At 59.9% G+C, this 12710-nt stretch carries 17 protein-coding genes; 13 read left to right on the forward strand and 4 right to left on the reverse strand.

Features of this window, described 5'->3' with window-relative positions; translation table 11 throughout:
* Nucleotide 1: 1 nt before the first annotated feature.
* From rplF to RLCC275e_RS07420, 12 genes are all read left to right on the forward strand, one after another.
* A complete protein-coding gene (gene rplF, locus RLCC275e_RS07365) occupies nucleotides 2-535 on the forward strand; it encodes a 50S ribosomal protein L6 (protein ID WP_003547563.1) in 534 nt (177 codons plus the stop codon).
* 12 nt (nucleotides 536-547) lie between these two features.
* Nucleotides 548-910 carry a 50S ribosomal protein L18 gene (rplR, locus tag RLCC275e_RS07370; RefSeq protein ID WP_003547564.1) on the forward strand — a complete coding sequence of 121 codons (363 nt, stop codon included), beginning with the start codon at nucleotides 548-550 and terminating at the stop codon, nucleotides 908-910.
* 131 nt (nucleotides 911-1041) lie between these two features.
* A complete protein-coding gene (rpsE, locus tag RLCC275e_RS07375; RefSeq protein ID WP_003547565.1) occupies nucleotides 1042-1611 on the forward strand; it encodes a 30S ribosomal protein S5 in 570 nt (189 codons plus the stop codon).
* A gap of 14 nt (nucleotides 1612-1625) precedes the next feature.
* Nucleotides 1626-1835 (forward strand): 50S ribosomal protein L30, encoded by a 210-nt coding sequence (gene rpmD, locus RLCC275e_RS07380; RefSeq protein ID WP_003547566.1) that lies wholly within the window; start codon nucleotides 1626-1628, stop codon nucleotides 1833-1835.
* A 16-nt stretch (nucleotides 1836-1851) separates the two neighbouring features.
* Entirely contained in the window at nucleotides 1852-2328 is a 477-nt protein-coding gene (rplO, locus tag RLCC275e_RS07385; RefSeq protein WP_003547567.1) for a 50S ribosomal protein L15, read from the forward strand.
* A 235-nt stretch (nucleotides 2329-2563) separates the two neighbouring features.
* Nucleotides 2564-3904 carry a preprotein translocase subunit SecY gene (gene secY, locus RLCC275e_RS07390; protein WP_003558551.1) on the forward strand — a complete coding sequence of 447 codons (1341 nt, stop codon included), beginning with the start codon at nucleotides 2564-2566 and terminating at the stop codon, nucleotides 3902-3904.
* Complete coding sequence (locus RLCC275e_RS07395) at nucleotides 3901-4551, forward strand: adenylate kinase (protein WP_033179506.1); 651 nt, start codon at nucleotides 3901-3903, stop codon at nucleotides 4549-4551. Before secY ends, RLCC275e_RS07395 begins: the two co-directional genes overlap by 4 nt.
* A gap of 221 nt (nucleotides 4552-4772) precedes the next feature.
* On the forward strand, nucleotides 4773-5141 hold the full coding sequence (gene rpsM, locus RLCC275e_RS07400; protein WP_003547573.1) for a 30S ribosomal protein S13: 369 nt from the start codon (nucleotides 4773-4775) through the stop codon (nucleotides 5139-5141).
* 133 nt (nucleotides 5142-5274) lie between these two features.
* A complete protein-coding gene (gene rpsK / locus RLCC275e_RS07405) occupies nucleotides 5275-5664 on the forward strand; it encodes a 30S ribosomal protein S11 (RefSeq protein ID WP_003547577.1) in 390 nt (129 codons plus the stop codon).
* Between the two features lie 97 nt (nucleotides 5665-5761).
* Complete coding sequence (locus tag RLCC275e_RS07410) at nucleotides 5762-6772, forward strand: DNA-directed RNA polymerase subunit alpha (protein WP_003547579.1); 1011 nt, start codon at nucleotides 5762-5764, stop codon at nucleotides 6770-6772.
* A 123-nt stretch (nucleotides 6773-6895) separates the two neighbouring features.
* Nucleotides 6896-7318 (forward strand): 50S ribosomal protein L17, encoded by a 423-nt coding sequence (gene rplQ, locus RLCC275e_RS07415; RefSeq protein WP_003558556.1) that lies wholly within the window; start codon nucleotides 6896-6898, stop codon nucleotides 7316-7318.
* A gap of 84 nt (nucleotides 7319-7402) precedes the next feature.
* Nucleotides 7403-7819: a ribosomal maturation YjgA family protein gene (locus RLCC275e_RS07420; protein ID WP_033179528.1), complete on the forward strand. Its 417-nt coding sequence runs from the start codon at nucleotides 7403-7405 to the stop codon at nucleotides 7817-7819.
* A 99-nt stretch (nucleotides 7820-7918) separates the two neighbouring features.
* On the opposite strand, the gene msrQ is transcribed toward RLCC275e_RS07420, so the two are convergent.
* Nucleotides 7919-8587 (reverse strand): protein-methionine-sulfoxide reductase heme-binding subunit MsrQ, encoded by a 669-nt coding sequence (gene msrQ / locus RLCC275e_RS07425; protein ID WP_033179507.1) that lies wholly within the window; start codon nucleotides 8585-8587, stop codon nucleotides 7919-7921.
* Nucleotides 8587-9534, reverse strand: coding sequence for a protein-methionine-sulfoxide reductase catalytic subunit MsrP (msrP, locus tag RLCC275e_RS07430; protein WP_033179508.1), 948 nt, complete (start codon nucleotides 9532-9534; stop codon nucleotides 8587-8589). Before msrP ends, msrQ begins: the two co-directional genes overlap by 1 nt.
* 335 nt (nucleotides 9535-9869) lie before the next feature.
* Here msrP and ilvD point away from each other — a divergent pair, with 335 nt between their 5' ends.
* On the forward strand, nucleotides 9870-11708 hold the full coding sequence (gene ilvD / locus RLCC275e_RS07435) for a dihydroxy-acid dehydratase (protein WP_033179509.1): 1839 nt from the start codon (nucleotides 9870-9872) through the stop codon (nucleotides 11706-11708).
* Nucleotides 11709-11759: 51 nt separating this feature from the next.
* On the opposite strand, the gene RLCC275e_RS07440 is transcribed toward ilvD, so the two are convergent.
* Both RLCC275e_RS07440 and RLCC275e_RS07445 read right to left on the reverse strand, forming a co-directional pair.
* The gene (locus tag RLCC275e_RS07440) at nucleotides 11760-12113 is read right to left on the reverse strand and encodes a lysozyme inhibitor LprI family protein (protein WP_033179510.1); all 354 of its coding nucleotides are present in this window, start codon (nucleotides 12111-12113) and stop codon (nucleotides 11760-11762) included.
* A gap of 23 nt (nucleotides 12114-12136) precedes the next feature.
* On the reverse strand, nucleotides 12137-12517 hold the full coding sequence (locus RLCC275e_RS07445; protein WP_033179511.1) for a YkvA family protein: 381 nt from the start codon (nucleotides 12515-12517) through the stop codon (nucleotides 12137-12139).
* Between the last annotated feature and the right edge of the window lie 193 nt (nucleotides 12518-12710).

Here is a 12710-nt window from a genome sequence, read left to right on the forward strand (position 1 = left end):
CATGTCTCGTATCGGTAAAAAGCCCGTTCAGGTGCCTGCTGGGATCACGGCTACGGTCGATGGCCAGAAGGTGACTGCAAAGGGCCCGAAGGGCGAGCTGTTTTTCGTTGCTAACGACGAAATCAGCCTCAAGCTTGAAAATAACGCCGTCGTCGTGACGCCGGTGAACCAGACCAAGGATGCGCGCTCAAAGTGGGGCATGTCCCGCACGATGATCGAAGGCATCTTCAAGGGCGTCAAGGACGGTTTCGAGCGCAAGCTTGAAATCAACGGCGTCGGTTACCGCGCCGCCATGCAGGGCAAGAACCTGCAGTTGGCCCTCGGTTTCAGCCATGACGTGATCTACGAGCCGCCGGTCGGTATCTCGATCGTTGTTCCGAAGCCGACGGAAATCGTCGTCAGCGGCATCAACAAGCAGCAGGTCGGTCAGGTTGCCGCCGAAATCCGCGAATATCGCGGTCCCGAGCCCTACAAGGGCAAGGGCGTCAAGTACGCTGACGAGCGGATCGTCCGCAAAGAAGGCAAGAAGAAGTAAGGATCACGCGAAATGGCTAGCAGGAAAGAAGCACTTGCACGTCGTGCCAACCGCGTGCGCCGTCATCTCAAGTCGGTGGCCAATGGCCGTCCGCGCCTGTCGGTTCATCGCTCCTCGAAGAACATCTACGCCCAGGTCATCGATGATGTGGCCGGCAAGACGCTTGCGTCTGCCTCCACTCTCGAGAAGGATCTGCGCGGTTCTCTGAAGACCGGTGCCGATACCGCCGCCGCTACCGTTGTGGGCAAGCTCCTCGCAGAGCGCGCCTCCAAGGCCGGTGTTACGGAAGTCGTGTTCGACCGTGGCGCTTTCATCTATCACGGCCGCATCAAGGCTCTCGCCGAAGCGGCCCGCGAAGGCGGTCTCACCTTCTGATCAGTTTCCGGCCGGACGCCTCAAGCGCCGGCCGGATTTTCGCCGGACCGCAGGCACTCTCCGAAAGGGGAGGCTGATGCGGTCCACATTTGTTTGCCGATTGCACCCGGAAAAGAAAAAGGAAGAGGACAATGGCACAGGAAAGAAGGCCGCAGCGGGACGACCGCCAGAGCCGTGAAGAGCGCGATAGCGAATTCGTCGACAAGCTTGTCGCGATCAACCGCGTCGCCAAGGTCGTCAAGGGCGGCCGTCGTTTCGGTTTCGCAGCACTCGTCGTCGTCGGCGACCAGAAGGGCCGCGTTGGCTTCGGCCATGGCAAGGCGCGTGAAGTGCCGGAAGCCATCCGCAAGGCAACCGAAGCCGCCAAGCGCGAACTGATCTTCGTACCGCTGCGTGACGGCCGTACGCTGCATCACGACGTTCACGGCCGCCACGGCGCCGGCAAGGTTCTGCTGCGCTCGGCCAAGGTCGGTACCGGCATCATCGCCGGCGGTCCGATGCGCGCCGTATTCGAAACACTCGGCATGCACGACGTCGTCGCCAAGTCGACCGGTTCGTCGAACCCCTACAACATGGTTCGCGCCACCTTCGACGCTCTGAAGCACCAGGTTCACCCGAAGGACATCGCAGCTCAGCGCGGCATCAAGTATGCAACGCTGCAGGCTCGTCGTAGCGCCTCCGGCAACGCCTCTGAAGAATAAGAGGAGTTTGACAGATGGCCAAGGCTACTAAGAAGGCTGAAGCGAAGACTGTCACGATCGAACAGATCGGCAGCCCGATTCGCCGTCCGGATGTCCAGCAGCGCACGCTGATCGGTCTCGGACTGAACAAGATGCACCGTCGCCGCACGCTGGAGGATACCCCTTCCGTTCGTGGCATGATCCGTGCTGTCCAGCATCTTGTTCGCGTCGTCGACGAGAAGTGAGACGGAGGAAACGCTCATGAAACTCAATGAAATCAAAGACAACGAAGGCTCGACTCACAGCCGCAAGCGCCTCGGCCGCGGTATCGGCTCGGGCTCGGGCAAGACTGGTGGTCGCGGCGTGAAGGGTCAGAAGTCCCGTTCAGGCGTCGCCATCAATGGCTTCGAAGGCGGCCAGATGCCGATCTATCGTCGCCTGCCGAAGCGCGGCTTCAACAACATTTTCGCTTCCGATTTTGTTGTCGTGTCGCTGGCCCGTATCCAGACGGCGATCGACGCCGGCAAGCTCGATGCCAAGACGACCGTTGACGCAGCTGCCCTCAAGGCTGCTGGTGTCATCCGCCGCGTCAAGGACGGCGTTCGCGTTCTCGCCGACGGCGAGATCAAGGCCAAGATCACCATCGTCGTTGCAGGTGCCTCCAAGCCTGCCGTCGAGAAGATCGAAAAGGCCGGCGGCACGGTGACGCTGCTTTCGGCTCCCGCTGCAGCCGAATAAATAATCTGATGATATCTCGCCCGGGGTGCTTCACACCGGGCGATTTTGCTCCCATATGTGGGCCTCACAAAAACTTGGCTGGCGCGCCCGCGTCATGCCGGTAAGACTCGAAAACAAGGGTGAGGCAAGGGGTTGCGCCGCAATCCGTCCTGAGCCCGGTTTTGAATAATTTCATACTGATTCCGGGTCCGGTCTGTCCCCCAGAGACGCCGGAATTGGTAGCGCGGAGAAACGCATGGCTTCTGCAGCGGAACAATTGGCATCCAACCTCAATTTTTCGACCTTCGCTAAAGCCGAGGATTTGAAGAAGCGCTTGTGGTTCACACTGGCAGCTCTCCTCGTCTACCGACTCGGCACGCATATTCCGCTTCCGGGTCTCAATCCCGAAGCCTATGCCCAGGCTTTCCGCGGCCAGGCAGGCGGCATTCTCGGCCTTTTCAACATGTTCTCGGGCGGCGCTGTTCAGCGCATGGCGATCTTCGCGCTCGGCATCATGCCCTATATCTCCGCTTCGATCATCGTCCAGCTCATGACCTCGGTCGTGCCGGCGCTCGAAAACCTCAAGAAGGAAGGCGAGCAGGGCCGTAAGATCATCAATCAGTATACCCGCTATGGTACTGTCATCCTCGGTGCACTCCAGGCCTATGGCATTGCCGCCGGCCTCGAAAGCGGCCAGGGCCTCGTCGTCGAGCCGGGCTGGTTCTTCCGTGTTTCCACCGTTCTGACGCTGCTCGGCGGCACGATGTTCCTGATGTGGCTCGGCGAGCAGATCACCTCGCGCGGCATCGGCAACGGCATCTCGCTGATCATTTTCGCCGGCATTGCCGCCGGCCTTCCGACAGCCCTTGCCGGCACGCTCGAACTCGGCCGCACCGGTGCGCTGTCGACCTTCCTCATCCTGCTCGTCATCATCGTCGCGATCGCCGTCATCGGCATCATCGTCTTCGTCGAGCGCGCCCAGCGCCGGCTACTGATTCAGTATCCGAAGCGTCAGGTTGGCAATCGGATGTTCCAGGGCGATACCTCGCATCTGCCGCTGAAGCTGAACACGTCAGGCGTCATTCCGGCGATCTTCGCGTCGTCGCTGCTGCTGCTGCCGGCAACGGTCGCCGGTTTCGCCAACACCTCGGCAATGCCCTCCTGGGTGACGTCGATCGTCGCGGCCCTCGGTCATGGCCAGCCGCTCTATATGGCGCTGTACGGCGCGCTGATCGCCTTCTTCGCCTTCTTCTATACGGCCATCGTCTTCAATCCGAAGGACACGGCCGACAATCTGAAGAAGCATGGCGGCTTCATTCCCGGCATCCGTCCGGGTGAGCGTACCGCCGAATATATCGACTACGTGCTGACCCGCATCACGGTGATCGGCGCGCTCTATCTCGTCTTCGTCTGCATCCTGCCGGAGATATTGGTGTCGCAAACCGGCATTCCATTAGCCCTTGGTGGGACTTCGCTTTTGATCGTGGTTAGCGTAACTCTTGATACGGTTGCACAGATCCAGGGTCACCTGATCGCGCAGCAGTACGAAGGCCTGATCAAGAAATCGAAGTTGCGTGGAGGAAAGAGGGGGCGATGAGACTTATCCTTTTGGGGCCGCCGGGCGCGGGTAAGGGAACCCAGGCCCAGCGGATCGTGGAAAAGCACGGCATTCCGCAGCTTTCCACTGGAGACATGCTGCGTGCTGCTACCGAAGCTGGCACTGAGGTGGGGAAACGCGCCAAGGCGGTCATGGACGCCGGCAAACTCGTCTCTGATGAGATCGTCATCGCCATCGTCTCTGAGCGAATCGATCAGCCCGATTGCGCCAACGGCTTCATTCTCGATGGTTTTCCTCGCACACTCGTGCAGGCCGATGCCACCGAGGGGATGCTAAAGTCCAAGGGCCTTGACCTCTCAGTGGTTATAGAGTTTCGCGTCGACGACAAGGAACTCATCCGTCGGGTGGATGGTCGATATACCTGCGTTCAGTGTGGCACTGTCTATCATGACACTGACAAGCTCCCGGCCAAGGAAGGTGTTTGCGACAAGTGCGGTTCGACTCACTTCAAACGCCGTCCTGACGACAACGCCGAGACCATGATCAAGCGTCTCGAGGTCTACTACAAGGAAACCTCGCCGCTGATCGGCTATTACCATGCCAAGGGCAAACTCAAGTCCGTGGACGGCATGGCAGAGATTGATCAGGTGACGGCCGAGGTCGAAAGCATTCTTTCCAAGCTTTAACGCTTTGAAAATAAACTTGGCGGACTGGTTGCTTTTCAGCAGTGATTCCGCTAAACACCGCGCCAACTCGCGACATTCCATGCGATCGGCGCGGATTTCCCAGGGAAGTCCGGGTGCGGTCGTTTTGACATGTTACGGACGTAAATCTGAACGGGCGGTTCTCAAGACCGCATAACGAAGCCCACTTGCCGGATGGCAACTGGAATGCAAGGAGAATAGGCGTGGCACGTATCGCTGGCGTCAACATCCCGACTGCGAAGCGCGTTGTCATCGCGCTGACCTACATTCACGGGATCGGTTCGAAATTCGCACAGGAAATCGTCGAAAAGGTCGGTATCCCGGCTGAACGTCGTGTGCATCAGCTGACGGACGCAGAAGTCCTTCAGATCCGCGAAGCCATCGACCGCGACTATCAGGTCGAAGGCGATCTTCGTCGCGATACCGCGATGAACATCAAGCGTCTGATGGACCTCGGCTGCTACCGTGGCCTGCGTCATCGCCGCGGCCTTCCGGTTCGCGGTCAGCGCACGCATACCAATGCCCGCACCCGCAAGGGTCCGGCAAAGGCAATCGCTGGCAAGAAGAAGTAATTTCCGGGAAACCGGGGTGGGGAGGCTGGCGGTCTGCGCCGGCCTCTTTTGAGTTTGGAGCGGGACCATATAGGCGCCGTTCCGGTGTAGCCGCTGGCATTACGGCGGTGAAGAGATCAACGAAAGGAATACCATGGCTAAGGAAGCCGTCCGCGTTCGCCGTCGCGAGCGCAAGAACATCTCGTCGGGTGTCGCTCACGTCAACTCGACCTTCAACAACACGATGATCACCATCACCGATGCGCAGGGCAACGCGATCGCCTGGTCGTCGGCTGGCGCCAAGGGCTTCAAGGGCTCGCGCAAGTCGACGCCGTTCGCCGCCCAGATCGCTGCCGAAGACTGCGCCAAGAAGGCCCAGGAGCACGGCATGAAGTCGCTGGAAGTCGAAGTCTGCGGTCCGGGTTCGGGTCGTGAATCGGCTCTGCGCGCGCTCCAGGCTGCAGGTTTCATGATCACGTCCATCCGCGACGTGACCCCGATCCCGCACAATGGCTGCCGTCCGCGCAAGAAGCGCCGCGTCTGATCATCGCTCTCGTCACCGGTGAGCGCCTTCGCGCTCCCGGTGGTTTTCAAGCTCGGTTGCCACGATTGGATGGTGGCAACGAACGGAAGGCAAACTCATGATTCAGAAGAACTGGCAGGAACTGATAAAGCCGAACAAGGTGGAGTTCTCTTCGAGCTCGCGCACCAGGGCGACGCTTGTTGCCGAACCGCTGGAGCGCGGCTTCGGCCTCACCCTCGGCAACGCGCTTCGCCGCGTTCTGCTCTCCTCGCTGCGCGGTGCTGCCGTCACGGCGGTGCAGATCGATGGCGTGCTGCATGAATTCTCCTCGATTCCGGGCGTCCGCGAAGACGTGACGGACATCGTGCTCAACATCAAGGAAATCGCCATCAAGATGGATGGCGACGATGCAAAGCGCATGGTCGTGCGTAAGCAGGGCCCTGGCGTTGTCACGGCTGGCGACATTCAGACGGTCGGCGATATCGAAATCCTCAACCCCGAGCATGTCATCTGCACGCTCGACGAGGGTGCCGAGATCCGCATGGAATTCACCGTCAACAACGGCAAGGGCTACGTTCCGGCCGAACGCAATCGTGCGGAAGATGCTCCGATCGGTCTCATTCCGGTCGACAGCCTCTATTCGCCGGTCAAGAAGGTGTCCTACAAGGTTGAAAATACCCGCGAAGGACAGGTTCTCGACTACGACAAGCTGAACATGACCATCGAAACCGATGGCTCGATCACCGGCGAAGACGCCGTCGCTTTTGCGGCGCGCATTCTCCAGGATCAGCTTGGCGTCTTCGTCAACTTCGACGAGCCGCAGAAGGAAACCGAAGAGGAAGCAGTCACCGAACTCGCTTTCAACCCGGCTCTCCTGAAGAAGGTGGACGAACTCGAACTGTCGGTCCGTTCGGCAAACTGCCTGAAGAACGACAACATCGTCTACATCGGCGACCTCATTCAGAAGACCGAAGCAGAAATGCTCCGCACACCGAATTTTGGTCGCAAGTCGCTGAACGAAATCAAGGAAGTTCTCGCTTCCATGGGCCTGCACCTCGGCATGGAAGTGCCGGCATGGCCGCCCGAGAACATCGAAGATCTCGCCAAGCGTTACGAAGATCAATACTGAAAAAACAAAAGGCAGGCTCTTTCGGCTGCCTTTCCCCGTCAAACAGCAGGCCGATCGCCTGCATGTGCCAGGAAACGGCAGGCCCACTTAGCGTAAGGGCACCTGCATTAAAGGAGAATAGCAATGCGCCATGGTAAAGCCGGCCGCAAGCTGAATAGAACTGCAAGCCACCGCAAGGCGATGTTCGCCAACATGGCGGCTTCGCTGATTACCCACGAGCAGATCGTCACGACCCTGCCGAAGGCCAAGGAAATCCGTCCGATCGTCGAGAAGCTCGTCACGCTCGGCAAGCGCGGCGACCTGCATGCTCGCCGTCAGGCGATCTCGCAGATCCGCGATGCGGCTGTCGTCTCGAAGCTGTTCGACACGATCGCAACGCGCTACGCCACCCGCAACGGCGGCTACCTGCGCATCATGAAAGCCGGCTTCCGTCAGGGCGACAATGCTGCCATGGCTGTGATCGAATTCGTTGACCGCGATGCCTATGCCAAGGGCGCAGCCGACAAGGCCCGCGTCGCTGCCGAAGAGCAGGCCGTCGCCGCTTAAATCTTCCGCTTCGGCGGAAACAGAACAGCCGGGCTGGAAAGCCCGGCTGTTTTTGTTTCTGATATAGTGACGGGACCGGCTTCATTGCGCAAAATCATTCAGACTCGCTCTCCGCAGTTCCTTCGTCTGGCCGCCCTGTTTCTCGTTATCGTTCTCGGGCTGGTGCTGCGCAGGTTTGGCTATGAGGCTGATCTGCCTTTTATCGTTGTCAAATATGGCGGATCGGCACTCTGGGGAGCGATGGTCTATCTGCTCGTGGCGTTCCTGGTCGCAAGATCACGCCCGGCAGTAATTGCCGTCACAGCGCTGTTCATAGCGATCTCAGTGGAATTGTTCCGGCTTTATCACACGCCGTGGCTCGACGCGTTTCGGCTGACCACGGCAGGCGCGCTGCTGCTTGGTCGAGTCTTTTCGCTTTGGAATATGCTGGCTTATGCAATCGGCATAGCTGCGGCCTGCGCCTTCGATCTGGCACGCTGGAGTGCGCTGCGTCCTTGCTAAAGCGCCGCGCGTCTTCTCAGACGCGCTAAGGACGCTCTATCACTTTGAATCTGCGCATAATCCTTTCCGAAAATCGATTCCGATTTTCCGGGTTATGCGCTAACCTGCCGTCTCACGAACAGACGCCACTGCGCGATTGCGCGTCCGCCCTTTGCCCTTCTGCCTGTTGCGTGCGATCGGTCGGTAGGAGCGGTAGAGGATGAGCGCGATGATCAGCCCGACATAGATATACTGCTCGAGATCGAGGATCTTGGTCGAGAGCGCGAAGTGCAGCGCCCCGCAGGCGGCGATGATGTAGACGAGGCGATGCAGCCAGATCCAGTTCTTGCCGAGGCGGCGGATCGAGAAATTGTTGGATGTCAGGGCCAGCGGAATGAGCATCGTAAGGGCTGCCATGCCGAACATGATGAAGGGGCGCTTCAGCACGTCGTTGATGACGGCGGGAATATCCATCGCCTGGTCGAGCACCATGTAGACGGTGAAATGCATCAGTGCGTAGTAGAAGGTCAGCAGGCCAAGCGCGCGGCGATAGCGCAGGTAGTTCCAGCCGAAGAGCTCACGGGCAGGGGAAACGGCAAGGGTCAGGATCAGGAAACGGATCGTCCAGATGCCGAGGAAGAGCTCGAAGCTCTTGACCGGATCGGCGCCGAGCTGATCGGTCGCGCCGAGATAGAACGTCCAGGCCGCAGGCACGAGCCCGACGACATAAAGCAGCCAGATGGAGGCGGGCTGCCAGCGCTTCGGGATGGCGAGCGACAGTTCCGCCATCAGAAATTCGCCTTCAAGTCCATGCCGGCATAAAGGCTTGCCACCTCGTCGGCATAACCGTTGAAGGGCAGGGTGGGATGGCGGCTCGCGCCGAAGAAGCCGCTCTCGCCGATGCGCCGTTCGCTCGCCTGGCTCCAGCGGGGATGGTCGACCGCCGGATTGACGTTAGCATAGAAGCCGTATTCCTGCGCATTGGTGACCTGCCAGGTATTCTTGGGCTGCTGGTCGGTGAGTGTAATCCTGACGATCGACTTGATGCCCTTGAAGCCGTATTTCCACGGCACGACGAGCCGGATCGGCGCGCCGTTCTGGTTCGGCAGCGTTTCGCCATAGAGCCCGACGGCAAGCAGCGCCAGCGGATGGCGCGCCTCATCGAGGCGCAGACCCTCGACATAGGGCCAATCGAGCGACTGGAAGAAACCCTTCTGACCAGGCATCTCCTCTGGCCGCACGACGGTTTCGAAGGCGACGTATTTGGCGCTGCCGAGCGGCTCAACCTTGTCGAGCAGCGATGCCAGCGGAAAGCCGTCCCAGGGGATGACCATCGACCAGGCCTCGACGCAGCGCATCCGGTAGGTGCGCTCCTCAATCGGGAATTCCTTCATCAGCGCCTCGAGGTCGAAGGTGCCTGGCTTGTTGACCATGCCGTCAACCTTGATCGTCCACGGCAGCGGCTTGAAATCGCCGGAAAGAGCTGCGGGATCGCCCTTGTCGAGGCCGAACTCATAGAAATTATTGTAGGTCGTGACGTCCTTGATCGGCGTCGCCTTCTCGTCGACCTTGTACTTGCTCTCAACGGCGGAGAGAGCCGCAGCACTCGCCTTGCCGGCGCTGTAGAGCGCCATGGCGCCAAGCGCTGCCGCACCGAGGAATTCACGACGGCGCACATAGATCTGGCGCGGCGTAATCTCCGATGACGCGATCTTCGGTGGGCGATAGCTTGGCATGTCGAAACCTCCTCGGCGGATATCCTGAAATATAGCCCTTAAACGAACCGCCGGCATGTCTAGATTAGTGTCTAAGCCTTGAATATTGCTGACGGGAAGCCAATTTTTTGTGTTCGGTCGTGATGGAATAGGCTGTAACAAAATGCCGCTTCGAACCGTATATCATCGATGGGCCTCATGGCGCTTCTCCCCGGCGTACCGGATTTGGGCTTCCCGGTAGTGACAGCCCCCGTCGATTGGATTAGGACAATTCCAAAAAGCAGCGTTTGCCCGGCCCGCAGGCTCCATGCCGCCCGGCTTCGCCTGATAATTCCGACACGTTGAGGAAGACACCGATGCCAGTTTACCGTTCCAGAACCACGACCCATGGCCGCAACATGGCGGGCGCCCGCGGCCTTTGGCGCGCCACGGGCATGAAGGATTCGGATTTCGGCAAGCCGATCATCGCGGTGGTGAATTCCTTCACCCAGTTCGTGCCCGGACACGTGCACCTGAAGGACCTTGGCCAGCTCGTTGCCCGCGAAATCGAGGCGGCCGGCGGTGTCGCCAAGGAATTCAACACCATCGCCGTCGATGACGGCATCGCCATGGGCCATGACGGCATGCTTTATTCGCTGCCCTCGCGTGAGCTCATCGCCGACAGCGTCGAATACATGGTCAATGCCCATTGCGCCGACGCCATGGTCTGCATCTCCAACTGCGACAAGATCACCCCCGGCATGCTGATGGCGTCGCTGCGCCTCAATATCCCGACCGTCTTCGTCTCGGGCGGTCCGATGGAAGCCGGCAAGGTCGTGCTGCACGGCAAGACGCATGCGCTCGACCTGGTCGATGCCATGGTCGCCGCAGCCGATGACAAGATCAGCGACGAGGACGTCCAGACCATCGAACGCTCGGCCTGTCCGACCTGTGGTTCCTGCTCCGGCATGTTCACTGCCAATTCGATGAACTGCCTGACGGAAGCCCTCGGCCTGTCGCTGCCCGGCAACGGCTCGACGCTTGCCACCCATCTCGACCGCAAGCGCCTCTTCGTCGAGGCCGGTCATCTGATTGTCGATCTCGCCCGCCGTTATTACGAGCAGGATGACGTCAAGGCGCTGCCGCGCACCATTGCCTCCAAGCAGGCCTTCGAGAATGCCATGACGCTCGATATCGCCATGGGTGGCTCGACCAATACGGTCCTGCACATTCTTGCCGCCGCCCATGAAGGCGAGATCGATTTCAACATGGCCGATATCGACGCGCTGTCGCGCCGGGTGCCGTGCCTGTCGAAGGTCGCCCCCGCCAAGAGCGATGTCCATATGGAAGACGTCCATCGCGCCGGCGGCATCATGTCGATCCTCGGCGAACTCGACAAGGGCGGTCTCTTGAACCGCGATTGCCCGACCGTGCATGCAGAAACGCTGGGCGACGCGATCGATCGCTGGGATATCACCCGCACCAACAGCGAAACTGTCCGTAAATTCTATCGTGCCGCTCCGGGTGGCATCCCAACCCAGGTCGCCTTCAGCCAGGAAGCCCGCTGGGACGAACTCGACACCGACCGCGAGAACGGCGTCATCCGCTCGGTCGAACATCCCTTCTCCAAGGATGGTGGTCTTGCCGTGCTCAAGGGCAACCTTGCGATCGACGGCTGCATCGTCAAGACTGCCGGCGTCGATGAATCGATCCTGAAATTCTCCGGCCCCGCCCGCGTCTTCGAAAGCCAGGATGCGTCGGTCAAGGCGATCCTTGCCAACGAGGTGAAGGCCGGCGACGTCGTCGTCATCCGCTACGAAGGTCCGAAGGGCGGCCCGGGCATGCAGGAAATGCTCTATCCGACGAGCTATCTGAAGTCGAAGGGCCTCGGCAAGGCCTGTGCGCTCATCACCGACGGCCGCTTCTCCGGCGGCACCTCCGGCCTCTCCATCGGCCACGCCTCGCCGGAAGCGGCAAATGGCGGCACGATCGGCCTGGTGCGCGAAGGCGACATGATCGACATCGACATCCCCAACCGTACGATCAGCCTGCGTGTCAGCGAGACTGAACTCGCCGCCCGCCGCGCCGAGCAGGACGCCAAGGGCTGGTATCCCACAGAAGTCCGCAAGCGCAACGTCACGACCGCCCTGAGGGCCTACGCGGCCTTCGCAACGAGCGCCGATCGCGGCGCCGTGCGGGATCTGAACGCCCGCTGAGTCGCTCGAACCGACGACCCCAGAGTTAGCTGCTTTTCCAACCGGTCGCCTTCAAAGCGGCCGGTTGATGTTTTTATAGGTCTCGCCAAGCTGTTTCAGCCGCTCGTCATAGGCGGCCTTGATACAGGCCGCATCTGCAGCGCATTCCTGCCGTTTCTTCAGCCATGCCGTCTGCTCGTCCTGCAAGGTTCCGCGCGAGCCCATCGCCAGCAGGCCGGAGAGCAGCTCGAAGGTCGTCGCCATCTTCACGTCGGCATCGTTGAGCGCGCGGTTGTCGCAGATCGCTTTTTCATCCGCCTTCAATTCTTTCGCATCGCAATCGAAGCTTGCTGCCTGTGCCAGGTTCGATGCAATGAGCAGGATCGCAAAGCCGAGGGCCGCTGTCGTCGTTCTTGTCTTCATCATTCATATGTTCCTATTGCTGCCGGTCAGGCTAGCTTCCGCAGTGCCAGAGCCAGGAAGATGATGCAGATGAGCCAGACGGCAAGGATGAAGATCAGTCCGACCCGGCTGGAGGGACGCTCGGTGCGCCCTGTCGCCTCCGTACGAAGCTCGTTCATCACCTCTACTGGCACGAGCCGGATCGCCAGCATGATACCGAGCGGCACGATAAGGAGGTCGTCGAGATAGCCGAGGACGGGGATGAAATCGGGGATGAGATCGATGGGCGAGAGCGCATAGGCGGCAACGGCGCCGGCCACCGCTTTGGCATGCCATGGCACGCGGGGATCGCGGGCCGCAAGCCATAGAGCCACGATGTCACGCTTCAGTGACTTCGCCCAGATTTTGGCTTTTGACATCAGTTGCATGGCCAATCTTCCTGAATCAAATTCATAATGACTTCAACCAGTTTCCAAGACGCTCTCTCGCCTTGTTCTTCCATGCTTCCGCCCTCTTTCCTTTCTAGCGTCGGGCCGCAGAACAGGATGATTTTAGGCCGTCGGCCTAAAATCTGAATCCTGTTCGCAATTAAATAGTTAGAGCATGATGTCGTCCGAAAAC

The organism is Rhizobium brockwellii, from assembly GCF_000769405.2.
Lineage (GTDB): Bacteria > Pseudomonadota > Alphaproteobacteria > Rhizobiales > Rhizobiaceae > Rhizobium > Rhizobium brockwellii.